Below are 24,312 nucleotides of genomic sequence, written 5' to 3' on the forward strand. Positions count from 1 at the left end.
GGCCGAAAAGGGCCCTAAAATGCCAACGACCCCGGAACGGCGGACCGCGCGTACATCCGGCGCAGGCCTGAGCTATTCCAAGGTCGTCCCAGCGACGGAGTTCTTCGCTCAACGTCGCCGTTAAACGCTAGATGGGGGCGGCAAAGGCGCTTCGCAAGGGGCGAAAACCCCATTTTCGCGCCCTATTGGTTGGGTACTTCCCGGATTATCGGCCCGCGTGGCGCAGGCGCAGCGGGTGCGGCCGGGGCCGCAGCCGGGGCCGGCTCGACCTTCGCCGGCTTGGGCGGCTTGCCGTACTGTCCGATCGGCCCGAACACGACGGCAACCGCAAGCACGATCGCTGCGACGATCGCCCCCAGAATGCCCCCCATCGACTCAGACGACATGCAAGTCCATCCCTGCTCCCAGATGCGGCGAGTGATACCATGGATGAGCGCGCGGCCGAAAGGGCTGCCGAAGGGGGCGAATGGCGAATGGTGAGTAGCGAATGAGACAACCCGGGCATCTGCCCTTCTCGCTACTCGCTATTCGCCACTCCCCATTCCCTACTTCGCCGGCGGCCGGCGCTTGACGAAGGCCATCACGATGTCCTTCTGCGCCGCCTCCACCGCCCTGTTCGCGGTGGCGAGATGGGCGCCGGCATCGATGCTCGGATACTGCGTGGTGAGATAGTCGAGCAGCGCGACCCGGTAATATTGCCGCTCCGACGGACAGGCGCCCGCAACCGAGCGGCCGAAATCCTGCTCAGACAGGCCCTGATTGGAATCGCGCGAATATTCCCGCGCCAGGCAATGCCAGTAATCGTCGCGGCCCTGCTGGGCGAGCTTCTGCGCGCTTCTCGCGTCGTCATCATCGGCCATGGCAGCAGATGTTATCATGACGAGCGCGGCTCCCACCGATAGCATCCGCATCTTGTTCTCCTTTTTTCGCGGGTCCGGGCGCAAGCTTAGATGGGGCGAGCCAACTGGCCAATCACAACTGGTTTGACTAGGATGGGCTCCCTCCCCGTCGATGCGAGAAATTCCGTGGCCAAAGCAAAAACCGCGTCAAAAAAATCCGGCAACATCTTCATCGGCATCGGCGGCTGGACCTTCGAGCCCTGGCGCGGCGTGTTCTATCCGGAGAAGCTGGCGCAGGCGAAGGAGCTGTCCTATGCCGCCTCGAAGCTGACCTCGATCGAAATCAACGGCACCTATTACGGCTCGCAGAAGCCGGAGAGCTTTCGCAAATGGGCGAGCGAAGTTCCCGATGGTTTCGTGTTCTCCGTGAAGGGACCGCGCTTCGCCACCAACCGTCGCGTGCTCGCCGAGGCCGGCGATTCCATCAAGCGGTTCTATGATTCCGGCGTGCTGGAACTCGGCGACCATCTCGGGCCGGTGCTGTGGCAGTTCGCCCCGACCAAGAAATTCGACGGCGCCGATTTCGGCAAGTTCCTGGAGCTGTTGCCGCGCGAACTCGACGGGCGCGCGCTGCGCCATGTCGTGGAAGTGCGCCATGACAGCTTCTGCACGCCGGACTTCGTCGCGCTGATCCGCGAGTTCGAGACGCCCGTGGTGTTCGCCGAGCACGGCAAATATCCGGCCATAGCTGATGTCGCCGGCGATTTCGTCTATGCGCGGCTCCAGAAGGGCAATGACGAGATCAAGACCTGCTATCCGCCGAAGCAGCTCGATGCCTGGGCCAAGCGCTTGCAGGACTGGGCTTCGGGCGGTGAACCGGACGACCTGCCGAAGGTTGACAAGACGAAGCCGAAGAAGGAGCCGCGCGACGTGTTCGCCTATGTCATCCACGAGGGCAAGATGCGCGCGCCACATGGCGCCATGGAGCTGATCGCGCGGGTGAGCTGAGGATGGTTCATGGCAAAGGCAAGGAAGCTCTTCACCATCGGCTATGAGCAGACGCCGCCCAAGGCCGTGCTCGACGAGCTGGAGGAATCCGGGGTCAAGCTCGTGGTCGACGTGCGCGCGGTGACGTCATCGCGCCGGCCGGGCTTTTCGAAGAAGCAGCTTTCGGCGGGCCTCGACGAGCGCGGCATCGCCTACGTCCATCTCGCCGCGCTCGGCACGCCGAAAGAGGGCCGCCTCGCCGCCCGCAGCGGGCAGTACGACGTGCTGGAGAAGATCTTCTCAAAGCACCTGAAGACGTCAGACGCCAGGGAAGCGATGGATGAGCTCTCGTCACTGGTCAAGAAGGCCGGCCCCGTCTGCCTGCTGTGCTACGAGCGCGACCACACCCACTGCCACCGCCGGATGATTGCGGAGATCATCGAAGAGCGCGACGGGGTGGCGGTGAAGAATTTGGCGGGACGGCAGGTGTAGCCATCGCCGTCATTCCGGGGCGCGCCTCTTGGCGCGAACCCGGAATCCATGCACCCACCGACACTGCGGCCCGATAGATTCCGGGTTCGCGCTACGCGCGCCCCGGAATGACGGGCTAAGCCTCCCCCGCCAACCTAAACGTCCCTTCCATCATCTGCACGCAACTGCCGCCGACATGGGCGGAGACGATCTTGCCGTCCTGCTTGCGCACGCGGGTGAGAAGCATGCTCGGACGGCCCATGTCAAAGCCCTGGCCGATGGTGAGCTTCAATTCGCCGTCGCGCATGGGATCGAGATCGGCGAACAGCGCGGCGGCGGCAACGGTCGCACTGCCGGTGGCGGGATCTTCGATCAGGCCGCTTGCGCCGGGAAAGAACATCCGCGCCTGACGCTCGCACGGCGCTTCCGCTGCCGGCACATCGCGCGTGTAGAAGTAGACCGAGAAGGCACCGTCGCGCGGCAGCATCCGACCGAATGCCGCGGCATCGGGCTTGGCGCGCCGCACGGCCTCGCGCGATCGCACCTCAGCAACCACGAACGGCGTTCCGACGCCGACGACCTGCGGCGCGTGATGATCGGTCGTGATGTCATCCGCCGCCAGCGACATGCAGGCGGCGACGTCGGCTGCGGACAGCTGCGCAAGCCTCGCCAGAGGCTGCGGCGCGGTGAGCTCGGCGCCGATCACCCTGCCCTGCTCCCGCACGATATCGACCGGGACCAGACCGGCCTTCTCCTCGAACAGCAGCCGCGGCTTCGGCTCATTCGCGATTCCCGCCAGCACGAAGGCGGTGCCGACATTGGGATGGCCCGCGAAGGGAAGCTCCCGGACCGGCGTGAAGATGCGCACCTCGGCGTCGTTGGCCCTGTCGCGCGGCGGCAGCACGAAGGTCGTCTCGGAATAGTTGAACTCGGTGGCGATCGCCTGCATCTGCTGCGTCGTCAGCCCGCCGGCATCGAGCACCACGGCGAGCTGGTTGCCGCCGAAGGCGCGGTCGGTGAACACGTCGACGGTGACGTAGCGGCGCTGCATTTTCGCTTCTCATGCAAGTCGCGGCCGCGACCGGCCGCTTCGCCGGCACTCTACAAGCCGAAAACGTCGCTCGTCATGCCCCAAAATTGAGTGCAATCGGAGCAATCGCGGATGATGGAAGAGACCTGCGTGCGGCGACGCATGATGCGCGCTACCCCAGCTGAAACACCGCCACCGGACGCTCGTAGCCGCGCACCTCGACTTCACCGAGCGCGACGGCGTCGCTGCCGTCGTCGCCCAGCGCCTCGCGCACGGATGCGGAGATCAGGAGCTGCGAGCCGAACTCCTTGTTCAGTGCCTCAAGGCGCGAGGCGAAGTTCACGGTATCGCCGATGACGGTGTATTCCTTGCGCCGGGGCGAGCCGATATTGCCGGCGACGACCTCGCCGAAATGGATGCCGATGCCGATCCGAAGCGGCCAGCTCGTCTCTGCGTTGATGCGATCCATCGCGCTCAGCATCTCGCGGCCTGCGGCAACCGCACGCTGCGCAGCGTCGGAGGCCTCCAGCGGCGCACCGAACAGCGCCAGAAAGCCGTCGCCCAGAAACTTGTTCACGATGCCGCCGTGACGGTCGAGGATGTCGACCAGGACCGCAAAGGCGCCGTCGAGCCGATCGACCACTTCCTGCGGGGTGCGCGACTGCGCGCCGGCGGTGAAGCCGCGGAAATCGACGAACATCACCGCCACACGGCGGAGATCGCCGCCCGCGCCGGCTCCGGCGGCCATCAGCCGCTCCACCACCTGGGGGGAGACATGCTGTCCGAACAGGTTCGTCACGCGGTCACGCGCGGTCGCTGCCGCAATACTCGCGGCGAATTGCCGCCGCAATTGCGCGCCGACGGCCCCCGCCAGCACGCCGCAGATCAGGATGACCACGCTGCGCACGGCGTGGAAGTAGATCAGGGGCTCCCCGGTCTCGCTCGTCATGTTGTAGTAGAGCGCGGCCGCCAGAAGCCCGGCGGCAGCCACGAAACCCGTGAATGAGGAAAGCCAGAAATCAAGCCGCAGAGTCGAGAGGATGATGAAGATGAAGTACATGAGCGGTACTGCGAAACCGAGAGCCTGGCTCGCGCCCATGGACCGGATTTGCAGGATGAGGATGACGGTCGGCAGCGAGGTCTCGATCAGCGCGCCGATATAGCGCCTGATCACAGGCAGGTCGCGATCGAGGCGGAGATTCTTCCTGATCTGGGTGCGGACCCAGACCTCGAACAGGATGAAGCCGAGGAGAAGGCCGTAGACCTGGATGATCCCTTCCGTCCCGCGCCAGACCCGGTTCACCACAGTGGGATCGAGCAAATAGATCGCAGTGAGGAACAGCATCATGACGCACCCCGTCAGGATCAGCGCTCGCACCCGCAACAGCTCGGTGCGCAGCACTTCCCGCGTCAGCTCGCGCTCGAAATCCTTCGAGAGCACGGCATGCTGCCGTGTCTTCCTGCTGGGAAACCCGGCCATTCCACCCCCTTGTCATTCCGGAGCGCGGCGCAGCCGCGAACCCGGTATCTCGAGATTCCGGGTTCGACGCTGGCGCATCGTCCCGGAATGACGTCACAGGGCAGTCTGCCTCAATCCAGGGTGCGGCGAAAGCGCGTCACGGCGATTGTCATGGCGAGCAGCATCAGGGCCGCCAGCGCCAGAGTGTCAAAGTGCAGGTTCTGCATGGTCGCGCCCTTCAGCATGATGGCTCGGACGATGCGCAAATAATGGGTCAGCGGCAGGCCCTCGCCGAGATATTGCGCCCATGCCGGCATGCCCGCGAACGGGAACATGAAGCCGGAGAGCAAGATGCTGGGCAGGAAGAACATCATCGACATCTGCATTGCCTGGAGCTGGTTCTGCACCAGGGTCGAGATCGTGTAGCCGATCGACAGATTGGTGGTGATGAATAGCGTCGAGAGCAGCGCCAGCAGGACGAGGTTGCCGAGCACGGGCACGCCGAACAGGCCGACGCCGATGCTGATGATCAGGAAGGCCTGGACGAAGCCGACCAGCACGTAAGGGATGATCTTGCCGAGCATCACCTCGACCGGCTTGATCGGCATCGACAGCAGACTCTCCATTGTGCCGCGCTCGACCTCGCGCGTGACCGACAGCGCGGTGAAGATCAGCATGGTCATGGTCAGGATGGTGCCGACCAGCCCCGGCACGATGTTGAGGCTGGAGCTGGCTGCCGGATTGTAGCGCGCGTGCGCGCGGATCTCGAACGGCATCTCCGGGGGATCGCCGATGTAGAGATCGTGCTTGAGCGCGGTCTGCACGACCATGCCGAGCGAACCGATCGCCGAACTCGCCGCGACCGGGTCGGTGGCGTCGGCGGCGACCAGCAGCGCCGGCCTGTCGCCACGCCGCACCGCCCGTTCGAAGCCGCGCGGGATCTCGACGCCGAACAGCACCTTGCCGGATTTCAGCAGGTTGTCGAATTCGTCGATATCGTGCACTTCATAGAGGAAGCGGAAATAGGCGGTGTTCTCCAGCGCCTTCAGGATCGAGCGGGCGAGATCGGAATCCTCCTGGAGCAGCACGGCACTCGGCAGATGACGCGGCGTGGTGTTGATGGCATAGCCGAACAGCATCAGCTGCATCACGGGCAACATCACGATCATCGCGAACGAGACGCGATCGCGCTTGAGCTGGATGAACTCCTTGACCAGCATCGCGTAGGAGCGCCGCAGAAAACCGAAGCGCTCGCGGACCTCGCGCCGTGGTGCAGGATGGTCGACTGCGCTCATTGGAAATTGTCCCTGGAGCGCCCCATCAGCTCGATGAACACGTCTTCGAGCGACGGTTGCGACTTCTGCCAGCTAACTCCGCCCTTCTCACGCCAGGGCGCGATGCTGTCTTCGAGCGCCGCGACATCGCGGCCGGAAACATGCAGTGAGGTGCCGAACGGCGCCACCATGTCGATCCCGGGCTTACCCGAGAGCGCGGCCCCAAGCTCGTTCAGTCCCTCGCCGGTGACGGTGTAGGTCGTCAGCGCCGATTTCGCTATCACCTCCTCCACCGTGCCGTGCGCCAGCAGATAGCCGTAGGCGATGTAGGCGATCTCGTGGCAGCGCTCGGCCTCGTCCATGTAATGGGTCGAGACCAGCACCGTGAGGCCTTCGGCGGCGAGCGCGTGGATCTCGTTCCAGAAATCGCGCCGCGCCTTGGGATCCACGCCGGCGGTCGGCTCGTCCAGCAGCAACAATTGTGGATTGGGCAGCGTGCAGGCCCCCAGCGCCAGCCGCTGCTTCCAGCCGCCGGAGAGCTCGCCCGCAAGCTGCTCCTCGCGCCCCGAGAGCCCGAGCCGCCTGATCATGTCGCGCGCGGCGCCGCGCGCGTCGGTGACGCCATAGAGCCGCGCGACGAATTCGAGGTTCTCCCGCACCGAGAGGTCCTGGTACAGGCTGAAGCGCTGGGTCATGTAGCCGACCCGGCGCTTGATCTTCTCGGCATCGCGACGGATGTCGTAGCCGAGGCAGGTGCCCTCGCCGCTATCAGGCGTGAGCAGCCCGCAGAGGATGCGGATGGTCGTGGTCTTGCCCGAGCCATTGGGTCCGAGGAAGCCGTAGATCGAGCCGCGCTTCACCTGCATCGACAGATCGTGGACGACCTCGCGTCCGCCGAACGACTTGGTCAGGCCCTTGACGTCGATTGCGATGCCGTTGCCGCTGTTCATCGCTTGTCCGCCACGGGTGTCTTCGGGTTGAGATACACGTCGATCGGCTGCCCCACACGCAAGGCATCGGGACGAGAGGGCCGCGCCTGGATCAGATAGACCAGCTTGTTGCGCTCATCGAGGCTGTAGATGACGGGCGGGGTGTATTCGGCCGAGGTCGCGATGAAGTAGATCTTTGCGGTGAGGTCGGCCGCGCAATTGTCGCACGAGATGCGCACCGTGTCGCCGATCGCGAGCTTCGGCAATTCGGTCTCCGGCACGAAGAAACGCAGCTTCATGTTGCCGGGCGGCATGATCGACAGCACCGGACGCTGCGCCGCCACCATCTCGCCCTCGCGAAAATAGATCTGCTGGATCGTGCCGGCGACGGGCGCAAAGCCCTTTCGCCGCGCCATCCGCGTCTCCGACGTCGCCACCCGCGCTTCCGCGACACGCAAGGCCGACACGGCGGCATCGAGATTGGCCTGGGTGCCCGAGCCGGTCTTGCTCAGCGAGGCCGCCCGGTCATAGGTCTGCTGCGCGTTCGCCAGTGTCGCCTTGTTCTGATTGAGATCGGCGCGCTGGAGGTCGTCGTCGACGGAATAGAGGTCATCACCGACCTTGACCTCGTCGCCTTCGCGGACGTTGAGCTTGGTGACCCGCCCCGCTTCGTCCGGGCTGACGAAGATCATGTCGGCCTCGACCCAGCCCTGGAAGCCCGGATCGCGCTTCTCCGTGCATCCGGCAAGCCCGGTTGCGAGGACGATCGTCAATGCAAGACTGAAAATTGCTTGTGACGACGTCATGTCGTCCTCCGTTCGCCAAAAACCAAATCGAGATGGACGCGCAGCATCTCTTGCGCGTCGAGCGGCGCATGCCGCGCAAACAGGCTCTGCCAGATCACCGCAATCATCGCGGGCGCGACCAGGATCTGCGGATAGCGAGCGAGATCCTTTTCGCGGATCTCGCCCCGGGCGATGCCGAGCTCGATCAGCGCGCGCATGGCAGCAATCCCGCGCGAGACCACCTCACGGTAGTAGAAGTCGGCGACCGACGGAAAGCGCGGCCCCTCCGCCACGATCAGGCGCACCAGATCGCCGCGCCTCGTACCGATCACCTCCTTCAGGAAGGAGCTTGCGAAAGCCTCGATCAGGTCGCGCACCGAGCCCGCCGGCGGCGGCAGCGCAGTCAGCCGCGCCACGACAGGCACGATGACGATGCGCACCAGCTCCTCGAACATCGATTCCTTGTCTTTGAAGTGCAGGTAGATCGTGCCCTTGGCGACGCCCGCGCGCTTGGCAATGTCGTCGAGCCGCGTCGCCGCAAACCCGCGCGCGATGAATTCGTCCATCGCCGCTTCCACGATCGCCGCACGCCGCTCCGCCGCGCGTGTAGCGCGGCTCGAGGCGGGCGCCTCCTCCTTGCTGCGAGCAGGGTCCTTCGCGCCGGCGCGAATGGCTGACGGCAGGGCGGCTTTGGTCGGCTTTCTGATCATCTGAAATCTATGACTGACTGGTCAGTCATAATCAAGTCAATGACACAACCTACTCCTCGAGACGAATTAGTATTGACTAATATATTAGCTGACGCTAATCGAATTGTATGATTGAAGCCGCCCAAAACCCCGTCACCACCGTGATGCGCGCCCTTGCCGACCCGACACGGCGCGCCGTGTTCGAGCGCGTGTTCGAAAGCAAGGAGATTAGCGTCGCCGAGCTGACGCGCGGCAGTGGGGTCACTCAGGGCGCGATTTCGCAACACCTGAAGTCCCTCAAGCAGGCCGGCCTCGTCGCCGAGCGCGCAGAGGGCCGCAACGTCTATTACCGCGCCGCACCGCAAGGACTCGAGCCGCTGGTGACCTGGATGGATCATTACGGCGTCTTCTGGCGCGAGCGCTTCCAGAACCTGCGTGACCTCTTGAAGGAGATCGATCCGTGAGTGCTGCCGCGTCGAAAGCCGAAACAAGGGACATCGTCATCGACGAGGTCTTCCCTCACACGCCCGAGACCATCTGGAAGGCGCTGACCAGCGCCCAGTTGATCGCGCGCTGGCTGATGCAGCCGACCGGCTTCGAGGCCGTCGAAGGCAAGAGCTTCACGTTCCAGACCACCCCGGGCGGTAACTGGGACGGCGTGATCCATTGCCGGGTTCTGGAGGTCGTCCCGTACCGCCGCCTCGTCTACGCCTGGAAGGGCGGCGATGAGCGCAACACCGGCTATGGCGCACCGCTCGACACCGTCGTGACGTGGTTCCTCACCCCGGTCGAAGCCGGCACGCGGATCCGCCTGATCCATGCGGGCTTCGTCCTGCCGAAGAACGAGTCGGCCTACACGGTCATGAGCGGCGGCTGGAAGAAGGTCGTCCGCAAGCTCGACGAGATCAGCGGCGAAGAGTGAGGAGATATCACGATGGAAAGGCCCTATACCGGCGGCTGCGCCTGCGGCGCGATCCGCTATTCGATCTCCGGCGAGCCCCTGTTCAGCAATCATTGCCAGTGCCGGGACTGCCAGCGGGAAAGCGGCAGCGGCCACGGCTCCTACGCGACATTCGCGCGCGCCGGCGTCACCCTGACCGGCGAAGCGAAGCATTGGGACATGGTCGCCGACAGCGGCAACGTGAAGACGCGCGGCTTCTGCACACAATGCGGCGTGCCTGTTTACATGACCTTCGCAGCACAGCCCGACGTCTTCACGATCCGGGCGGCAAGCCTCGACGATCCCGCCCGCTACAGGCCGCAGGCGGTCACTTTCGCCGCGCGCGGTTACGGCTGGGATCATCTTGACGCCGACCTGACGAGATTTGCAGGCATGCCGCCCGCGTAGCGCACGGCGCGCTGGAGGTGGTGCTCGGTCGCTCAGATGCATGGCCGGATGTAGGGTCGGTTGATCTCCCACAACTCCTCGAGCAGGCCGCGCGCGGCCTGCTCGGAATGGATCACAGGATCGAGCAGCAGCGCTTGCAGCGCCATTTCCTTCGAGGCATGCATCGCCGCCTCCACCGCCATCTGCTGAACCTGAACTTGGATCGACATCAGCTTGGCCACGCCATCGGGCAGCGGCCCGAGCGAGACAGGATGGATGCCGGCGGCATCTACTACCACCGGCACCTCGACCGCGGCATCGGCCGGCAGGTTCGGGATCACCTGTCGATTGTGGACGACGGCGGATTCGACGAGTTGCTTGCGGTTATGAACGCTGGCCGCGATGATGCTGATCGCGCGTTCCCCCGACGGCACCGACCACCAGTCCGGCACATCGGCACGACCGGCGAGCACGTCATCGATCAGCCGCGTCAGTTTCGCGCGTTCGGTCTCGTCCCAGTCATAATTGTAGCCGCCTTCGCCAGCCTCCCAGCCGAACGAGAGATACTCGCCAACGTGACCGTCGCCGCAGCCGAGCCAGTAGCCGAAGGCATGCAACAATCTGCGCGTCAGGGGTGAGAAGGTGGGGTCGAAATCCCGCTCCTTCTCACGCAACAGCGGATAGAGGTCCTCGCCCGTCTCGCGATCCCGGATTTCGGTCAGGCATTGGAAGTGATTGAGGCCTGCAGCCCACACATCCACCCGGCTTTCCGGCATCCCCAGGATTCGGGCGACATCGCCCCGCGCAAGGAATATTCCGTGGCAAAGGCCGACGCTGCGAATCCTGCTGTACCGCCCGAGCGCCAGGATGATGCGGCTTTCCGGATTGGAGAAGTTGATGAAGGTCGCGCGCGGGCAGCGGAGCTCCATCTCACGCACGAAGTCGAAGACTACCGGCAAGGTGCGCAGCGTGAAGAACAAGCCGCCGGGTCCGCCGTTCTCACCCAGCGTATGATGGATGCCAAACTTACGCGGAATCTCGAAATCGAGCCGCCACAGCCGATTGCGATCGATCGCAGTGGAATGCACGACGAACTCTGCCCCGTCGAGCGCCGCGCGCCAATCCGTCGTGGCCTCGATGGCATAACCGGTGCCGGATCTCTCGTTGAGCAATTTCGCGAGCCGTCTCGACCGGCCGAGCCGGTCGACGTCTCGTCCGACCAGGACCAATGTTGAACCGGCGAGATCGCGGGTCGAGAACAGGTCCCGGAACATGCTCATCCCAAAGGATGCGCTGCTGGCGCCGAGAAAGACGATCTTCGTTGGCCGGGCCATGCCCTGCTCCTTGCAGAGGCTAGCTGAAGTCGAGCACCATGCGGCCTTCGATCTTGCCGGCCCTCATCCGGTCGAAGACGTGGTTGATCTCCGCGAGCGGCACCTTGGCCACCTCGGCCTTCACCTTCCCGTCGGCGGCAAACGCGATGGCCTCGTCGAGGTCGCGCCTTGTGCCGACGATGGAGCCGCGCACCGTGATACGCTTGAGCACGACGTCGAAGATCGGCGTCGGGAATTCACCCGGCGGCAGCCCGACGAGGCTGACGGTGCCCTTGCGGCGCACCGTCTTCAGCGCCTGCGCGAACGCGGCCGTCGAGACAGCGGTCACCAGCACGCCGTGCGCTCCGCCCCCGGTCGCCGCCAGCACCTTGTCCACCGCGCCGGCAGCGAGCGCATCGACCGCGAGATCGGCGCCGGCCTCACGTGCAAGCGCGAGCTTGTCCTCGGCAATGTCGACCGCGGCCACCTTGAGCCCCATCGCCTTGGCATACTGGATCGCGACATGGCCGAGCCCGCCGACGCCTGAGATCACCACCCACTCACCGGGCTTGGCCTCGGTCTCCTTCAATCCCTTGTAGGTGGTGACGCCGGCGCACAGGATCGGCGCGATGGCAGCAAAGTCCACCGTCGCCGGCAGCTTCGCGGTGAAGGCGGCCGAGGCGATGACATATTCGGCAAAGCCGCCGTTCACGCTGTAGCCGGTATTGTGCTGGTGCTCGCACAATGTTTCCCAGCCGGTCTCGCAATATTCGCAAGCCATGCAGGCGTCATGCAGCCAGGCGACGCCGACGGCGTCGCCGACCTTGAGATTCTTCACGCCGGGCCCGAGCGCGGCGACGATGCCGGCGGCCTCGTGGCCGGGGATGAAGGGCGGCACCGGCTTTACCGGCCAGTCGCCGGAGGCGGCGTGCAGATCGGTATGGCAGACGCCGCAGGCCTTGACCTTGACCAGGACCTCGCCGGGACCGGGCTGCGGCACCGGCACCTCCTCGATCACCAGCGGCTTGCCGAATTGCTTGACGATTGCGGCTTTCATGGTCGGCATATCTCTGCTCCTTCGCATTGCGAATGGCAGAGTAGCGGCCGCGCGCAGCTGGCACTTGATCCGGGTCAAACCGCCCAATCGTTGCGCAGCGTGCCGCCGTCATGACAGCGCGGTGAAAGGACTTCGCAGGTGGACATCAGCTATGGAACTTGAGACCGTCGACGATCTTGTCGATCACCTTGCGCTCGGCGCGCATCGCGATGCCGACGAGATTGAGCTCGTTGCGCGCCACCGCCCTCACCGCCTCGCGGTTGGCGGCATCGTGCGTGGTTTTGAACATGTCCTCGGTATAGACGGCCGGCGTAACGTTACGCGTCAGCGCGCGGTCCAGCGCGCGCGACAACGCCGGACCGTCGGCGCCATAGATTAGGATCGGCTGGCCGATCAGCGCGTGATATTTCGTGCCCGAGGCGTCTTCATAGGCTTCGCCGATGCAGTCCGGAAATGCCGCGGCGATGCCGCTGGTGAGAAAGGACGCGACGTTCAGCTTCTGCCAGGCCTGAAGATCGGTGCGGATCACAACGGCGATCTTGGTATCTAACTGCATGTATTCCCTCGACTGTCATTCCGGGGCGGCTCAAAGGACCGAACCCGGAATGACAATACAAGAAATCACCCCTTGGCGTCACAGGCCCAGGCGCGGATCACGCATTCCTTGCCGCCGTATTTGTAGCATTCACGCGTCGCGGCATTGAGCGAGGCGGAAATCTTCGGCTTGACGGCATAGCCATAGGCGCCGCAGGGATTTGTCATATCGACCGACATCGCGGCACAGGCGCGCTTCATCGTCACAGTGGTGCAATCGCCCTTGCATTGCTTCTGCGCCGCGGCGCGCGCCTCGTGTTCGACGCTGTAATCATACGCCTGGCCATAGGCGCCGCACTTGCCGACCGCAAAGGCCCCGGCGGCATGGGCTTCGGTGATGTAACGAGCACCGGTGACACAGACGGACAGCGCAATGAAAAACATCGCGCAACGGCGCGCGACGACGTTCGAAGCCATGGAAAAACCCCTCCCCCCAAGGCAGGTGGAGGCGACTCTAAGCGGCGGTCGTTTCCAGATGGTGAACGGGTGGTTGAAATTGGTGGGCTTGGGAAGTGGCGTAGGGTTGGACTAGCGCAGCGCAATCCACCTCTGTTTGTTTCCGCAGAGAAATGCAGTGGTGGATCACGCCTTCGGCCAATCCACCCACGACGCCTTCATCCGCGTCTTGCCGCTTCCAGCGCCTGCGGGGTGTCGATGTCGAGGAAGGCGCTCTCGCCGTCGACGGGCACTTCGGCCACCGCTTCGGCATGTTTTGCAATCAGATGGCGCGCGCCGACGTCGCCGTCGAGCGTCATCAGCTCCTTGAAGAAGCGGCGCGACCACAGCACGGGATTGCCGCGGCGGCCCTCGCTGACGGGCACGACGATGAGATTGCCGCGGTCGGGCGCGAAACTATCGATGAGCCGGTCGATCAGGCCGGCATCGATCAGCGGCATGTCGCCGAGGCACACCACGGCGCCGCCGCAGGTTTCCGGCACGGCCGCGATCCCCGCCTTGACAGAGCTGGCGATGCCGCCGGCGAAATCCGGATTGCGGACGAACCTGACTTTCAGGCCTTGCAGAGCCTGCTCGACGAGTTCGGCCTGATGGCCGGTCACGACGATCACCTCCGATGCCTTCGAGGCCAACGCCTGCTCGGTCGCAAGGCGGACCAGTTTCTTGCCGTCGAGCTCGGCGAGCAGCTTGTTCGGGCCGCCCATGCGGGTCGAACGGCCCGCCGCGAGCACGATGGCCGCGACCTGGCTGTTGCCCTCCGTCTCAGGCTTTGCGCGCGGCTGCGGTCGCGTCACGATTTCCATCAGGAGACCGCCGACGCCCATGCCCATCAGCTCGGACCGCGTCACCTTGATGCCGGCGAGGAGCCGCATCAAAACCCAGTCGAAACCGTTCTCGACCGGCGAGCGCGCACAACCCGGCGCGCCCAGCACCGGGACGCCGCCCGCGCGGGCGATCAGCAGCAGATTGCCGGGATCGACCGGCATGCCGAAATGCTCGATCTCGCCGCCGATGCCGGTAACCGCCGCGGGGATCACGTCGCGGCGATCGGCGATGGCAGAGGCGCCGAACACAATGACGAGCTCGGCGCCAAGGCCGAGCAAGTCCTTGATCGCAGCCGACAGCGCCTGCTCCTCATGCGGGACACGCCGCTCGGCAATGACGCTGGCGCCGGCCGGCGCGAGCCGCTCGGCGGTGACTCGCAACGTCTTGTCGATCACCTTGGAGGACAGGCCCGGCAGCAGCGTCGAGACGACGCCGACGCGCTTGATCACGTAAGGGGCGATCTTAAGGACGTCCTTGCCGGCGGCCTTCACTGCCGCATCGCGCAAAACGCCCTCGACGCCGAACGGGATGATCTTGACGGTGCCGACCATCTCGCCCTCGACTACCGGCTTGTAGGCGGTCAGCGTCGCGAAAGTGATGGCCTCGTCGACGTTGTTGATGCGGTCGACCGCGGCGCGGTCGATCACCAGCACGCCGGGCTGCGCGGCAAACAAATTGGCACGCCCAGTGAAGGCGCGCTCGACATGAATGCCCTCGCCGCCGATCGCGAGCGCGATGCTGGCGGCCGCGACGTCCTCGGAGACGTCGCCGGCCTCCATCCGCACCACGACGATGTCCTTGATGCCGGCGCGCTCCAGAGCCTCGACCTCGGCAGGTCCGATCGTCGTGCCCTTCTTCAGAACCAGCGACCCCTGGCGCAGGGTGTGGACGGTCACCCCGCCGATCGCATCCCTCGGGCTCGCGGGTCCAAATTTCATGCCGCTTCTTCTTTTTCTTTTGGAGGCAGCCGAAGCGCGGCCGTGATCTCGGCCATGATCGCCACCGCGATCTCGGAAGGAGAGACCGCGCCGATCGGAAGGCCAATGGGCGCGTGGATGCGCGCGATGTCGCTTTCCCTGGCGCCCTGCGCCCGCAACCGGTCGGCACGCTTGGCATGGGTCTTTCGCGAGCCGAGCGCGCCGATATAGAAGCAGTTGCGCTCGAAGGCGTGCAGCAGCGCGGGATCGTCGATCTTCGGATCGTGCGTCACCGCGACGAAGGCGGTGTAGGCATCGACGTTGAGCGGCGGCAGCGCCGTGTCGGGCCATTCGGCAATCAGCGGAATGTCCGGGAAGCGCTCGGGGCTTGCGAAGGCCGTGCGTGGATCGACCACAGTCACGTCGTAGCCGAGCGAGCGCGCCAGCGGCGCCAGCGCCTGGCTGATATGGACGGCGCCGACGATGACGAGCTTTGCCGTCGGCGCGTAGACGTTGAGGAACAGCTTCTTGCCGCCGACCTCGACACTGGCGCTCTTGCCCATGCGGAGCTGCTTCTCCAGCTCGGTGCGCAAGGGGTCCTTGGCAAAATCCCTCGCCTTCACCAGCCGCTGCTCGCCGCTCTCGGTGTCGGTCACCAGGATCACCGGCCGGCGCGCGGCGCGCTCGGCATTAAGTTCGTGCAGGATTGCGAGCTTCACGGCTAACCGACCTTCTCGACGAAGACGCGGATGGTGCCGCCGCAGGACAGCCCGACATTCCAGGCGGTCTCGTCGGCCACGCCGAACTCCAGCATCCTCGGTTTGCCGCTCTGGATCACATCCATGGCCTCGGTCACCACGGCGCCTTCGACGCAGCCGCCGGAGACCGAGCCGAGGAAGGTGCCCTCGTCATTGATGACGAGGCTCGAGCCCGCCGGGCGCGGCGCCGACCCCCAGGTCTCCACAACGGTGGCGAGCGCGACGCCACGACCGGCCTTCTGCCAGTCCTCCGCCGCCTTCAGGATATCCTCGTCGCGATCGAGCATGGGGGACCTCTCAAGCTGCGGAGCGGATCAGGCTGCGGTGATGCGGCGGCAGCGGCTGGGAGAGCGTCGTGATCAGCTCCTGGATCGAACTCAAATTATGCACCGGGCGGAATTCGTCAACGTGGGGAAGCATCATTTTGATGCCCTGCGCCTTGGCCTCGAAACCGCCGAACCGCAACAGCGGGTTGAGCCAGATCAGCCGCCGGCAGGAGCGGTGCAGCCGGTCCATCTCGAAGGCCAGCTTGGAATCGGCCTCCCGTTCAAGCCCGTCGGAGATCAGGAGCACGATGGCGCCCTGGCTCAGCACCCGCCGCGCCCACAATTTGTTGAAGTTGTGCAGCGAGGCCGAGATCCGAGTGCCGCCAGCCCAGTCCTCGACCGAGGCCGAGCAGCTCGCCAGCGCCTCGTCGGGGTCGCGCTGGCGCAGCGCGCGGCTGACGTTGGTCAGACGGGTGCCGAACAGGAACACCGAGACGCGCTTGCGCGCGTCGGTGATGGCGTGGAGGAAGTGCAGGAACAGGCGGGTGTACTCGTTCATCGAGCCCGAGATATCGAGCAGCGCGACGATCGGCGCCGGCTTCTGGATCCGCCCGAGACGATGGATGTCGATGATGTCGCCGCCGGTGCGGAGCGATGCGCGGAGCGTGCGGCGCAGGTCGAGCCGCAGGGCCCCGGGCGTCGGGCTGCTGCCGGCGCGTCAGAAGCTCGGCCTGCGGCAGGTGCATCCGGTCGATGGCGCGGAGCGCCTCGGCGATCTCGGCCGCGCTCATCTGCGCAAAATCCTTTTTCTGAAGGATCTCCTTGTCGGAGACGGACAGGCGCAGATCCTGCTCCTGGTGCTGCGGCGTCTCCGTCATCCGCGGCTGCGACATCGCCTCCTGCACGCGGCGCGCGCCCGCCTGCGGCTTCTTCTTGGCCTGCTCCGGCAGCGGCACCGAATCCAGCATGTGCTTCCATTCCTCCGAGGCGCGGAAGAACAGGTTGAAGGCCTGCTTGAAGATCAGCGCATGTTCGTGGCGCTTGACGAAGATCGCCTCCAGCGTGGTGAAGACGTCGGCGCGGTTGCCGATGTCAATCACCTCGAGCGCATTCATGGCATCGATCACCGCGCCCGGCCCGACGGGAATGCCGGCGGCACGCAGCGCGCGGGCGAAGCCGACGATGTTGTCGGCGAACTGCTCGGTTTGCTCCGGGGCAAGGTGGTTGATGGCCATGGGTCTATCCTCGCTCCATCATTCCGGGGCGTCGCGAAGCGACGAATCTCGAGGTTCCGGGTTCGATGCTGCGCATCGCCCCGGAACGACGATCAATTCTCGCTCGTCGCTTCCTTCAGCACCTTCTGCAAGGCATCACCCTGCATCCGGGTGATGTCGTCCTGATATTTGAGCAGCGCACCCAGCGTGTCGCCGACCACTTGCGGGGTCAGCGATCGGGCATCGAGCTCGGACAGGGCGGTCGCCCAGTCGATGGTCTCGGCAACGCCCGGCGACTTGTAGAAGTCCTGGTTGCGCAGCGCCTGCACGAAGCGCACGACCTGCTGCGAGAGCTTGGCGGAGATTCCGGGCACGCGCGTCTTGACGATCGCAAGCTCACGCTCGGCGGCAGGATAATCCACCCAGTGATAGAGGCAGCGCCGCTTCAGCGCGTCGTGGATCTCGCGGGTGCGGTTGGAGGTGATGATGACGATCGGCGGATGCGGGGCCTTCACGGTGCCGAATTCGGGGATGGTCACCTGGAAGTCACTGAGGATCTCGAGCAGGTAGGCCTCGAACGCCTCGTCGGCGCGGTCGAGCTCGTCGATCAGCAGCACCGGCGGACCGGCGACGTCGGGCTCCAGGGCCTGAAGCAGCGGCCGCTTGATCATGTAGCGATCGGCGAAGATATCGCTCGAGAGCTGGTCGCGATCGGTGTCGCCGGCCGCTTCCGCCATCCGGATCGCGATCATCTGCGCGGCGCTGTTCCACTCGTAGACCGCGGAGGAGACGTCGAGGCCTTCATAGCACTGGAGGCGGATCAGCTTCCGCCCCAGCGCCGCCGAGAGCACCTTGGCGATCTCGGTCTTGCCGACGCCGGCCTCGCCCTCGAGGAACAGTGGCCGGCCCATGCGCAAGGAGAGGTAGGTCACCGTCGCAAGCGAGCGCTCGGCGAGGTAGCCCCGCGATGTCAGAAGGTCGAGCATCGCATCGACCGATGCCGGCAAAGCACCGGACGGGTTGGGCGTTGAAGTCATGAGAAAGCCAGTCTTACTACGCCCTCACCGGGACAAGTTTGGCCGAGGCGTGAGGTCACCTCACGCCTTGGCGTTGGCGGCGTCGACCGCACGCCGCGTCAGCACCCCGATGAGGTGTGCGCGGTATTCGGCGCTGCCGTGGATATCACTGTTGAGACCTTCCGCCGGCACCGCGATGCCTTCCAGTGCCTTCGAGGCGAAGCGCTTCTTCAGAGCTTCCTCGAATGCGGTGACGCGGAACACGCCTTCGGAGCCGGCGCCGGTGACGGCGACGCGCACGTCCGACGGACGGCGCGCCACGAACACGCCGACCAGCGCGTAGCGCGAGGCCTGGTTGCGGAATTTGATGTAGGCCGCCTTCTTCGGCAGCGGGAACATCACCTTGGTGATGATCTCGTCGGCTTCGAGCGCCGTCGTAAACAGGCCCTGGAAGAACTCTTCCGCCTTGAGGCGGCGCTTGTTGGTGACGATGGTGGCCCCGAGCGCAAGCACCGCGGCCGGATAGTCGGCGGTCGGATCGTTATTGGCGAGCGAGCCGCCAATCGTGCCCTTGTGACGCACGGCGGGATCGCCGATCCCGCCTGCAAGGTTCGCCAGCGCCGGGATCGCCTCACCGACGATGGCGGAGCTCGCGACCTCGGCGTGCTTGGCGGTGGCGCCGATCACGAGCGAGCGGCCCTTCATCTCGATCGCGTTCAGCCCCTCGACATGGGAGAGGTCGACCAGATGCGGGGGACTTGCGAGGCGCTGCTTCATGACGGGAATCAGCGTGTGGCCGCCGGCGATCACCTTGGCGTCTTCGTTCTTCACCAGGAGGTTGGCCGCCTGGCGAACGGTCCCAGGGCGATGATATTTGAATTCGTACATCTGAATGTCCTGATCGCGGGATGCGCGTTACGCGAGGTCGGATTTCGCCATCGCCTTCGCGCCGGCGGAAATCGAGGCGACGATGTTCTGATAGCCCGTGCAGCGGCAGAGATTGCCTTCGAGCTCCTCGCGAATCGTGTGGTCGTCGAGTTCGTGGCCCTTGCGATGCACGATGTCGATCGCGGTCATGATCATGCCCGGCGTGCAAAAGCCGCACTGCAGGCCGTGATGTTCGCGAAAGGCCTCCTGCATCGGATGCAGCGGCGCGCCGTCGGCGGCCAACCCCTCGATCGTCCTGACCTCGTGGCCATCGGCCATCACCGCAAGCGTGGTGCAGGACTTCACGGCCTTGCCGTCGAGATGCACGACGCAGGCGCCGCACTGCGAGGTGTCGCAGCCGACATGGGTGCCGGTAAGCCGCAGATTCTCGCGCAGAAACTGCACCAGAAGCGTGCGGGGATCGACATTGGCCGTCACAGGATTGCCGTTCACGATGAGGGAGATTTTTGCCATAAGCACTCTCTATCAGCGCCCCGACGGGTCCCGTCGAAGCGGTTCTTATAATTATTCCAACCCATCATATGGGCCATTGTCCCCTGGGGCAACATCACCCCGGACGCAAGCGGCCATGCCGAAAGGCGATAGGTTTCAGCCTTGTACCGCTAGCCCTGTACAGCTTTGGCGAAGTTCGAGAAAAACTCGTCGGCGAGCTTCTTGGCGGTGCCGTTGATGAGGCGCTGGCCGAGCTGCGCCAACTTGCCGCCGATCTGCGCCTCGACGTCGTAGGAGAGCAGCGTGCCGCCGTCTTTCTCAGCGAGCTTGACCACTGCGCCGCCCTTGGCGAATCCGGCCACCCCGCCCTCACCCTCACCGGAGATCTTATAGCCGTTCGGCGGATCGAGATCGGACAGCGTGACCTTGCCCTTGAAGCGCGCCGACACCGGGCCGACCTTCATTTTCGCCGTTGCGCGGAAGCCGCCGTCGTCGGTCTTCTCCAGCTCCTCGCAGCCGGGGATGCAGGACTTCAGTACCTCGGGATCGTTGAGCTTGGCCCACACGGCCTCGCGCGGCGCCGCAAGCTGGACTTCGCCGTTCATCGTCATGGCCATCAGGTGCCTCCCGGATCCGCGTAACTATAGTGCTGATTCAAGTAACGCAGCGGCGCGGCAAAGGAAAGGGCGGGGCCGGGGCACGTGCAATGCATATTCGCAACTGCAAAAAGACGTGTGGGGCCGGTTGGGGATTGGCACGACTGGGGCATGATGATTAGGTCGCGCGCAACATGAGCACCTCCCTCTCCCCCCTGCTCGCGCCGATGCTGTCGAGCGCCGCCATGCGCGCGGTCTGCGACGATCGGTCTACCCTGCAGAACATGCTCGATTTCGAGGCAGCCTTGGCGCGCGCCGAGGCCGCCACGGCTGTGATTCCGGTATCCGCCGTCGGCCCGATCGAGGCCGCGTGCAAGGCCGATTGCTTCGACATGGCCGCACTGGCCGAGGCCGCGACGCGATCGGGCAATCTCGCGATTCCCCTGGTCAAGACGTTGACCGCCAATGTCGGCAAGAAAGACGCGGAGGCCGCGCGCTACGTGCATTGGGGCGCGACCAGCCAGGACGTCATCGACACCGCGACGATGCTGACGCTTCGCGCCGGTATCGATGCATTGGATGTCGACCTCAGCCGCGCCATCAGGGGCTTTGCCGCCCTGGCGCGCAGCCATCGCAACACCGCGATGGTGGCGCGGACCTGGCTCCAGCATGCGCTACCGATGCCGTTCGGGCTGAAGGCGGCGGAATATGCCGCAAGCCTTGCGCGCGCCCGTTGCCGCCTGCGGCGGCTCTCCCGCGAGGGCCTCGCGCTGCAATTCGGCGGTGCCGCCGGCACGCTCGCCGCGCTCGGCGACAAGGGGCTGGCGGTTGCCGAACGGCTGGCGCAGGAGCTCGGTCTTCCGCTGCCCGAAGCGCCCTGGCACACCCATCGCGACCGCATCGCCGAGGCTGCATCCTGTTTTGCCATTCTCGCCGGCAGCTGCGGCAAGATCGCGCGCGACGTCTCGCTGCTGATGCAGACCGACGTCGCCGAAGCGTTCGAGCCAGCCGGCGAAGGCCGCGGCGGCTCCTCGACCATGCCGCACAAGCGCAACCCGGTTGCCGCTGCGAGCGCGCTGGGCGCCGCCACCATGGCCCCGCAGCTCGCCGCCACGATTTTCGCCGCGCAGGTGCAGGACCACGAGCGCAGCGCCGGCCCCTGGCACGCGGAATGGCCGACGCTGCCGCAACTGATGCTGGTCACCTCCGGCGCGCTTGCGGCGATCGTCGACATCGCCGAGGGTCTCGAGGTCGATGCTGGGCGCATGCTTCGCAATCTCGATGCGACGCAGGGCCTGATCATGGCCGAGGCGGTCACCTTCGCGCTGGCGGAGAAGATCGGCAAGGGCGATGCGCATCATCTGATCGAGGCCGCGAGTAAGCGCGCGGTCGCCGAGAGGAAGCATCTGCGCGAGGTGCTGTCGGCCGATTCGCAGGTGACCGCGCACCTTGCGCCGGAAAAAATTGCTTCATTGTTCGAGCCGATGGTCTATCAAGGGGCCTCTCAGGCCTTGATCGACCGGCTGGTGGATTCACTGGATCTTTCCTGATGTCATTGCCGGGCTTGACCCGGCAATCCATCATCCTGGATAGATTCGCTTTTTGAGATGGATGCGCGGGAAATATGGGATAAGACGCGCTGAGCGCTATTGCCCGCGCATGACGAGGAGCGTGCCATGCCCATGATCGAAGCCGACGGTTGCCTGCTCAACGTCTCCGTCGAGGGCCGCGACGGCGGGCCAACCTTGATGCTGTCCAACTCGCTGGGCTGCACGCTCCAGATGTGGGAGCCGCAGATGAAGGCGCTGACGCAGGTGTTCCGCGTCATCCGCTACGACCGCCGCGGCCATGGCAAGTCCAGCGTTCCGCCCGGCCCCTACACGATGGAGCGTTTCGGCCGCGACGTGCTGGCGATCCTCGACGATCTCAACATCGAGAAGGTGCATTGGTGCGGTCTGTCGATGGGCGGCATGGTCGGGCAATGGCTGGGCGCCAACGCGCCTGAGAGGTTCGGCAAGCTCATCCTTGCCAATACGTCCTGCTACTATTCCGATCCAACAAACTGGCATAACCGCATCAAGGCGGTGAAGGATGGCGGCATCGCCGCCGTCGCCGATGCCGTGATCGCGGGCTGGCTGACCCAGGATTTCCGCGAGCGCGAGCCTGAGATCACCGCGAAGATGAAATCGATGTTGCTCGCCTCGCCGGTCGAGGGTTATCTCGCCTGCTGTGAGGCGCTGTCGACGCTGGACCAGCGCGCGCTGCTTCCCAAGATCAAGAGCCAGACGCTCGTCATCGCCGGCCGCCACGACCAGGCGACGCCGATCTCGGCGGCCGAGTTGATCCGTTCGAACATTCCCGGCGCCAGCATGACCATCATCGACGCCGCGCACATTTCCAACGTCGAGCAGCCGCACGCATTTACCGACGCGGTGGTGGGATTTTTGACGCAGCGTTAGCAACGACCGTCATTGCGAGGAGCGTAGCGACGAAGCAATCCAGACTGTCTCCTCGGACGCATTTCTGGATTGCTTCGCTACGCTCGCAATGACGAAGGAGGAAAACACATGGACGACCAGAAGCGCCGCGATGCCGGCATGAACGTGCGCCGGAAAGTGCTCGGCAATGCCTGGGTCGACAAGTCGATCGCGAACCGCAACGCGTTCAACACCGACTTCCAGGACATGATCACGCGCTATGCCTGGGGCGAGATCTGGACGCGGCCGCATTTCGACGAGCGCACGCGGCGCGTGCTGGTGATCGGCACCATGGTCGCGCTCGGGCAATGGGACGAGTTTCGGCTGCACGTGCGTGCCGCGCTTGCCGAGGGCGGCTTCACGCCCGATGACATCAAGGAAATCCTGCTGCAGCAGGCGATCTATTGCGGCGTGCCGGCGGTGAACCACGCCGTCAAGGAAGCCTCAGCGATTGTGCAGGAGCTCGGCCTGCTCAAGTCCTAGCGGCTCAAGGCTTGGCGGCTTGAGGCTTGGCGGCTTGAGGCTTGGCGGCGCGGCGATCTCCGACGTCTTCGGCGCTGGCGCCGGCTTTTCGATCACCACCACGATCGCGGCACCGAGCAAGAGCAGAAGCTCGGTGGCATGCAGCCGGAGCGCGGCCATCTCGCCGACCTTCGAGGCCATCACCATGCTGGCAAACGAGATCAGGCTGCCGATCGCCAGCGCAATGCCAAGCGCCTCGTCGCTGCCGCCGCTCTTGCGAATTCGGGGAATGCAGAGCAGCACGAGGTAGATCGCAAAGAATGCCACCACGGTCAGGCGGCCCAGCGCAAGCAGCCAGGCGGTGCGCACCGTGTCCATCCCCGCCATCTGGAGATGGTCGCTCAGGAACAGCGCGACGGCGACGCTCGGCCGCTCGTAGAGGCCGTGCACAGGCGCGACAATGATGTTGAAGGCGACCAGGGCCCAGGCCGGAATGAAATAGGCCGCCAGCAGCGCGCCGTTGACCGAACCGATCCGCCAATTCCTGAACATTCCGCTTCCCGCCTGTTTGCCGAGGCCCTCCGACGAAGGCGGCGGCATTGGCGGAGCTAACTCGCATCAGACCGTGGCGGCAATTTAAACCCTTTGTTTACCTTAACTGCCGCCCGGACCTTGTCATCCGGGATGGTCCGAAGGACCGGACCCGGAATGACTTTCGCAAGAAAAAGGCCCCGCCTTTCGGCGGGGCCACTCCTACTCCTGGGCTCCCAAACTCGCTATTCCTGACCGCGCTGGCCGCCCTGTTGCTGGCCCGGACGATCGCCCTGGCGCATCGGGTCCTGCTGCTGCTGTCCGGGTTTCTGGCCGCCGCCCTGCTGCTGTTGCGGATTGCGCTGGCCGGGGTTCTGACTCTGCTGGCCCGGATTCTGGTTCTGCTGCTTCGTCATCGGGGGGAACTCCCTTGTTGGACGTCAGAGAACGGTGATAACGGCCGACCACGATTTTGGTTGCCTGGGGAACCGGGTTCCCTGCAATGCGGAACGGGAAGATGACGGTCGTAACGAAATGACCACTGTACAAGCCCATCTGATGCGGCTTCGCCAGTTGCGGCCGCCAGTTCCCTCCTGTTACAAAACCTGAAGAATGCTCAAGGGCTGCCGGGGCCCGAGAAGAAACTCAAGACTCTCTCTC

Annotated in this window: 29 protein-coding genes and 1 pseudogene; 8 read left to right on the top strand and 22 right to left on the bottom strand. The window is 65.0% G+C overall.

Translation table 11 applies throughout. The features are described 5' to 3' along the window. Positions 1-182 precede the first annotated feature (182 nt). Both ABIG06_RS36700 and ABIG06_RS36705 read right to left on the bottom strand, forming a co-directional pair. Complete coding sequence (locus ABIG06_RS36700) at positions 183-386, bottom strand: hypothetical protein (RefSeq protein ID WP_124162286.1); 204 nt, start codon at positions 384-386, stop codon at positions 183-185. Between the two features lie 159 nt (positions 387-545). Further along, positions 546-911 (bottom strand): hypothetical protein, encoded by a 366-nt coding sequence (locus tag ABIG06_RS36705; protein WP_370140483.1) that lies wholly within the window; start codon positions 909-911, stop codon positions 546-548. Positions 912-1,025: 114 nt separating this feature from the next. Between ABIG06_RS36705 and ABIG06_RS36710 the strand changes: the two genes are divergently transcribed. Together ABIG06_RS36710 and ABIG06_RS36715 are read left to right on the top strand one after the other, a co-directional pair. Beyond that, positions 1,026-1,847, top strand: coding sequence for a DUF72 domain-containing protein (locus ABIG06_RS36710; RefSeq protein WP_370140484.1), 822 nt, complete (start codon positions 1,026-1,028; stop codon positions 1,845-1,847). Positions 1,848-1,856: 9 nt separating this feature from the next. Further along, entirely contained in the window at positions 1,857-2,318 is a 462-nt protein-coding gene (locus tag ABIG06_RS36715) for a DUF488 family protein (RefSeq protein WP_124162289.1), read from the top strand. A gap of 115 nt (positions 2,319-2,433) precedes the next feature. On the opposite strand, the gene ABIG06_RS36720 is transcribed toward ABIG06_RS36715, so the two are convergent. From ABIG06_RS36720 to ABIG06_RS36745, 6 genes are all read right to left on the bottom strand, one after another. Continuing rightward, positions 2,434-3,348 carry a PhzF family phenazine biosynthesis protein gene (locus ABIG06_RS36720; protein ID WP_424578558.1) on the bottom strand — a complete coding sequence of 305 codons (915 nt, stop codon included), beginning with the start codon at positions 3,346-3,348 and terminating at the stop codon, positions 2,434-2,436. 151 nt (positions 3,349-3,499) lie between these two features. After that, positions 3,500-4,807 carry an adenylate/guanylate cyclase domain-containing protein gene (locus ABIG06_RS36725; protein ID WP_124162290.1) on the bottom strand — a complete coding sequence of 436 codons (1,308 nt, stop codon included), beginning with the start codon at positions 4,805-4,807 and terminating at the stop codon, positions 3,500-3,502. A 110-nt stretch (positions 4,808-4,917) separates the two neighbouring features. Further along, positions 4,918-6,081, bottom strand: a complete 1,164-nt coding sequence (locus ABIG06_RS36730; protein ID WP_370140485.1) for an ABC transporter permease — start codon at positions 6,079-6,081, stop codon at positions 4,918-4,920. Continuing rightward, a complete protein-coding gene (locus ABIG06_RS36735) occupies positions 6,078-7,010 on the bottom strand; it encodes an ABC transporter ATP-binding protein (protein WP_124162292.1) in 933 nt (310 codons plus the stop codon). Before ABIG06_RS36735 ends, ABIG06_RS36730 begins: the two co-directional genes overlap by 4 nt. Beyond that, positions 7,007-7,795 carry an HlyD family secretion protein gene (locus ABIG06_RS36740; RefSeq protein WP_370140486.1) on the bottom strand — a complete coding sequence of 263 codons (789 nt, stop codon included), beginning with the start codon at positions 7,793-7,795 and terminating at the stop codon, positions 7,007-7,009. The genes ABIG06_RS36735 and ABIG06_RS36740 overlap by 4 nt, the downstream gene beginning before the upstream one ends. Then, positions 7,792-8,484 (bottom strand): TetR/AcrR family transcriptional regulator, encoded by a 693-nt coding sequence (locus ABIG06_RS36745; RefSeq protein ID WP_370140487.1) that lies wholly within the window; start codon positions 8,482-8,484, stop codon positions 7,792-7,794. Before ABIG06_RS36745 ends, ABIG06_RS36740 begins: the two co-directional genes overlap by 4 nt. 107 nt (positions 8,485-8,591) lie before the next feature. Between ABIG06_RS36745 and ABIG06_RS36750 the strand changes: the two genes are divergently transcribed. Genes ABIG06_RS36750 through ABIG06_RS36760 form a run of 3 tightly spaced genes read left to right on the top strand, consistent with a single transcriptional unit; the run spans position 8,592 to position 9,811 of the window. Continuing rightward, on the top strand, positions 8,592-8,927 hold the full coding sequence (locus ABIG06_RS36750) for an ArsR/SmtB family transcription factor (protein ID WP_370140488.1): 336 nt from the start codon (positions 8,592-8,594) through the stop codon (positions 8,925-8,927). Continuing rightward, on the top strand, positions 8,924-9,385 hold the full coding sequence (locus tag ABIG06_RS36755) for an SRPBCC family protein (protein ID WP_370140489.1): 462 nt from the start codon (positions 8,924-8,926) through the stop codon (positions 9,383-9,385). Before ABIG06_RS36750 ends, ABIG06_RS36755 begins: the two co-directional genes overlap by 4 nt. A 12-nt stretch (positions 9,386-9,397) precedes the next feature. Further along, positions 9,398-9,811: a GFA family protein gene (locus ABIG06_RS36760; protein WP_370140490.1), complete on the top strand. Its 414-nt coding sequence runs from the start codon at positions 9,398-9,400 to the stop codon at positions 9,809-9,811. Positions 9,812-9,843: 32 nt separating this feature from the next. Here ABIG06_RS36760 and ABIG06_RS36765 read toward each other — a convergent pair whose 3' ends face one another. From ABIG06_RS36765 to ABIG06_RS36820, 12 genes and pseudogenes are all read right to left on the bottom strand, one after another. Further along, positions 9,844-11,124: an alpha-glucosidase/alpha-galactosidase gene (locus ABIG06_RS36765; protein ID WP_370140491.1), complete on the bottom strand. Its 1,281-nt coding sequence runs from the start codon at positions 11,122-11,124 to the stop codon at positions 9,844-9,846. A gap of 19 nt (positions 11,125-11,143) precedes the next feature. After that, positions 11,144-12,169 carry an alcohol dehydrogenase AdhP gene (gene adhP, locus ABIG06_RS36770; RefSeq protein ID WP_370140492.1) on the bottom strand — a complete coding sequence of 342 codons (1,026 nt, stop codon included), beginning with the start codon at positions 12,167-12,169 and terminating at the stop codon, positions 11,144-11,146. A gap of 136 nt (positions 12,170-12,305) precedes the next feature. Beyond that, entirely contained in the window at positions 12,306-12,716 is a 411-nt protein-coding gene (locus ABIG06_RS36775; protein ID WP_370140493.1) for a DUF2000 family protein, read from the bottom strand. A gap of 65 nt (positions 12,717-12,781) precedes the next feature. Continuing rightward, a complete protein-coding gene (locus ABIG06_RS36780; protein ID WP_370140494.1) occupies positions 12,782-13,171 on the bottom strand; it encodes a DUF4189 domain-containing protein in 390 nt (129 codons plus the stop codon). 197 nt (positions 13,172-13,368) lie between these two features. Beyond that, a complete protein-coding gene (locus ABIG06_RS36785) occupies positions 13,369-14,973 on the bottom strand; it encodes an NTP transferase domain-containing protein (protein ID WP_370140495.1) in 1,605 nt (534 codons plus the stop codon). After that, a complete protein-coding gene (locus ABIG06_RS36790) occupies positions 14,970-15,671 on the bottom strand; it encodes an XdhC family protein (RefSeq protein ID WP_124162303.1) in 702 nt (233 codons plus the stop codon). Before ABIG06_RS36790 ends, ABIG06_RS36785 begins: the two co-directional genes overlap by 4 nt. A gap of 2 nt (positions 15,672-15,673) precedes the next feature. Continuing rightward, positions 15,674-15,997 (bottom strand): XdhC family protein, encoded by a 324-nt coding sequence (locus ABIG06_RS36795; RefSeq protein WP_007602422.1) that lies wholly within the window; start codon positions 15,995-15,997, stop codon positions 15,674-15,676. Between the two features lie 10 nt (positions 15,998-16,007). Then, a pseudogene (locus ABIG06_RS36800) lies at positions 16,008-17,211 on the bottom strand (vWA domain-containing protein). Between the two features lie 92 nt (positions 17,212-17,303). Then, a complete protein-coding gene (locus ABIG06_RS36805; RefSeq protein WP_124162305.1) occupies positions 17,304-18,227 on the bottom strand; it encodes an AAA family ATPase in 924 nt (307 codons plus the stop codon). Positions 18,228-18,287: 60 nt separating this feature from the next. Next, complete coding sequence (locus ABIG06_RS36810) at positions 18,288-19,094, bottom strand: FAD binding domain-containing protein (RefSeq protein ID WP_124162306.1); 807 nt, start codon at positions 19,092-19,094, stop codon at positions 18,288-18,290. Between the two features lie 27 nt (positions 19,095-19,121). After that, on the bottom strand, positions 19,122-19,607 hold the full coding sequence (locus ABIG06_RS36815; RefSeq protein ID WP_212288800.1) for a (2Fe-2S)-binding protein: 486 nt from the start codon (positions 19,605-19,607) through the stop codon (positions 19,122-19,124). Between the two features lie 149 nt (positions 19,608-19,756). Further along, complete coding sequence (locus ABIG06_RS36820) at positions 19,757-20,203, bottom strand: SRPBCC family protein (RefSeq protein WP_319330370.1); 447 nt, start codon at positions 20,201-20,203, stop codon at positions 19,757-19,759. A 173-nt stretch (positions 20,204-20,376) separates the two neighbouring features. On the opposite strand from ABIG06_RS36820, the gene ABIG06_RS36825 reads away from it, so the two are divergent. The 3 genes from ABIG06_RS36825 to ABIG06_RS36835 all read left to right on the top strand — a co-directional run bounded on the left by ABIG06_RS36825 (position 20,377) and on the right by ABIG06_RS36835 (position 23,142). Continuing rightward, the gene (locus tag ABIG06_RS36825; protein ID WP_370140496.1) at positions 20,377-21,732 is read left to right on the top strand and encodes a 3-carboxy-cis,cis-muconate cycloisomerase; all 1,356 of its coding nucleotides are present in this window, start codon (positions 20,377-20,379) and stop codon (positions 21,730-21,732) included. A gap of 126 nt (positions 21,733-21,858) precedes the next feature. Continuing rightward, positions 21,859-22,641 (top strand): 3-oxoadipate enol-lactonase, encoded by a 783-nt coding sequence (pcaD, locus tag ABIG06_RS36830; RefSeq protein ID WP_370140498.1) that lies wholly within the window; start codon positions 21,859-21,861, stop codon positions 22,639-22,641. Between the two features lie 108 nt (positions 22,642-22,749). After that, positions 22,750-23,142: a carboxymuconolactone decarboxylase family protein gene (locus tag ABIG06_RS36835; RefSeq protein ID WP_124162311.1), complete on the top strand. Its 393-nt coding sequence runs from the start codon at positions 22,750-22,752 to the stop codon at positions 23,140-23,142. Here ABIG06_RS36835 and ABIG06_RS36840 read toward each other — a convergent pair. Both ABIG06_RS36840 and ABIG06_RS36845 read right to left on the bottom strand, forming a co-directional pair. Continuing rightward, positions 23,104-23,673, bottom strand: a complete 570-nt coding sequence (locus ABIG06_RS36840) for a hypothetical protein (RefSeq protein WP_370140499.1) — start codon at positions 23,671-23,673, stop codon at positions 23,104-23,106. The genes ABIG06_RS36835 and ABIG06_RS36840 overlap by 39 nt on opposite strands. Before the next feature lie 224 nt (positions 23,674-23,897). Beyond that, positions 23,898-24,068 (bottom strand): hypothetical protein, encoded by a 171-nt coding sequence (locus ABIG06_RS36845; protein ID WP_199752028.1) that lies wholly within the window; start codon positions 24,066-24,068, stop codon positions 23,898-23,900. Positions 24,069-24,312 lie beyond the last annotated feature (244 nt).

Source organism: Bradyrhizobium sp. USDA 326 (assembly GCF_049739485.1).
In the GTDB taxonomy this organism is placed as follows: Bacteria; Pseudomonadota; Alphaproteobacteria; order Rhizobiales; family Xanthobacteraceae; genus Bradyrhizobium.

Excerpts from the sequence above, each read along its gene's own strand:
- ABIG06_RS36700 (WP_124162286.1), bottom strand. The coding sequence starts at position 386 with ATGTCGTCTGAGTCGATGGGGGGCATTCTGGGGGCGATCGTCGCAGCG.
- ABIG06_RS36705 (WP_370140483.1), bottom strand. The coding sequence starts at position 911 with ATGCGGATGCTATCGGTGGGAGCCGCGCTCGTCATGATAACATCTGCT.
- ABIG06_RS36715 (WP_124162289.1), top strand. The coding sequence starts at position 1,857 with ATGGCAAAGGCAAGGAAGCTCTTCACCATCGGCTATGAGCAGACGCCG.
- ABIG06_RS36720 (WP_424578558.1), bottom strand. The coding sequence starts at position 3,348 with ATGCAGCGCCGCTACGTCACCGTCGACGTGTTCACCGACCGCGCCTTC.
- ABIG06_RS36725 (WP_124162290.1), bottom strand. The coding sequence starts at position 4,807 with ATGGCCGGGTTTCCCAGCAGGAAGACACGGCAGCATGCCGTGCTCTCG.
- ABIG06_RS36730 (WP_370140485.1), bottom strand. The coding sequence starts at position 6,081 with ATGAGCGCAGTCGACCATCCTGCACCACGGCGCGAGGTCCGCGAGCGC.
- ABIG06_RS36735 (WP_124162292.1), bottom strand. The coding sequence starts at position 7,010 with ATGAACAGCGGCAACGGCATCGCAATCGACGTCAAGGGCCTGACCAAG.
- ABIG06_RS36740 (WP_370140486.1), bottom strand. The coding sequence starts at position 7,795 with ATGACGTCGTCACAAGCAATTTTCAGTCTTGCATTGACGATCGTCCTC.
- ABIG06_RS36745 (WP_370140487.1), bottom strand. The coding sequence starts at position 8,484 with ATGATCAGAAAGCCGACCAAAGCCGCCCTGCCGTCAGCCATTCGCGCC.
- ABIG06_RS36750 (WP_370140488.1), top strand. The coding sequence starts at position 8,592 with ATGATTGAAGCCGCCCAAAACCCCGTCACCACCGTGATGCGCGCCCTT.
- ABIG06_RS36760 (WP_370140490.1), top strand. The coding sequence starts at position 9,398 with ATGGAAAGGCCCTATACCGGCGGCTGCGCCTGCGGCGCGATCCGCTAT.
- ABIG06_RS36765 (WP_370140491.1), bottom strand. The coding sequence starts at position 11,124 with ATGGCCCGGCCAACGAAGATCGTCTTTCTCGGCGCCAGCAGCGCATCC.
- adhP (WP_370140492.1), bottom strand. The coding sequence starts at position 12,169 with ATGCCGACCATGAAAGCCGCAATCGTCAAGCAATTCGGCAAGCCGCTG.
- ABIG06_RS36775 (WP_370140493.1), bottom strand. The coding sequence starts at position 12,716 with ATGCAGTTAGATACCAAGATCGCCGTTGTGATCCGCACCGATCTTCAG.
- ABIG06_RS36780 (WP_370140494.1), bottom strand. The coding sequence starts at position 13,171 with ATGGCTTCGAACGTCGTCGCGCGCCGTTGCGCGATGTTTTTCATTGCG.
- ABIG06_RS36785 (WP_370140495.1), bottom strand. The coding sequence starts at position 14,973 with ATGAAATTTGGACCCGCGAGCCCGAGGGATGCGATCGGCGGGGTGACC.
- ABIG06_RS36795 (WP_007602422.1), bottom strand. The coding sequence starts at position 15,997 with ATGCTCGATCGCGACGAGGATATCCTGAAGGCGGCGGAGGACTGGCAG.
- ABIG06_RS36805 (WP_124162305.1), bottom strand. The coding sequence starts at position 18,227 with ATGACTTCAACGCCCAACCCGTCCGGTGCTTTGCCGGCATCGGTCGAT.
- ABIG06_RS36810 (WP_124162306.1), bottom strand. The coding sequence starts at position 19,094 with ATGTACGAATTCAAATATCATCGCCCTGGGACCGTTCGCCAGGCGGCC.
- ABIG06_RS36815 (WP_212288800.1), bottom strand. The coding sequence starts at position 19,607 with ATGGCAAAAATCTCCCTCATCGTGAACGGCAATCCTGTGACGGCCAAT.
- ABIG06_RS36820 (WP_319330370.1), bottom strand. The coding sequence starts at position 20,203 with ATGGCCATGACGATGAACGGCGAAGTCCAGCTTGCGGCGCCGCGCGAG.
- ABIG06_RS36825 (WP_370140496.1), top strand. The coding sequence starts at position 20,377 with ATGAGCACCTCCCTCTCCCCCCTGCTCGCGCCGATGCTGTCGAGCGCC.
- pcaD (WP_370140498.1), top strand. The coding sequence starts at position 21,859 with ATGCCCATGATCGAAGCCGACGGTTGCCTGCTCAACGTCTCCGTCGAG.
- ABIG06_RS36835 (WP_124162311.1), top strand. The coding sequence starts at position 22,750 with ATGGACGACCAGAAGCGCCGCGATGCCGGCATGAACGTGCGCCGGAAA.
- ABIG06_RS36840 (WP_370140499.1), bottom strand. The coding sequence starts at position 23,673 with ATGTTCAGGAATTGGCGGATCGGTTCGGTCAACGGCGCGCTGCTGGCG.
- ABIG06_RS36845 (WP_199752028.1), bottom strand. The coding sequence starts at position 24,068 with ATGACGAAGCAGCAGAACCAGAATCCGGGCCAGCAGAGTCAGAACCCC.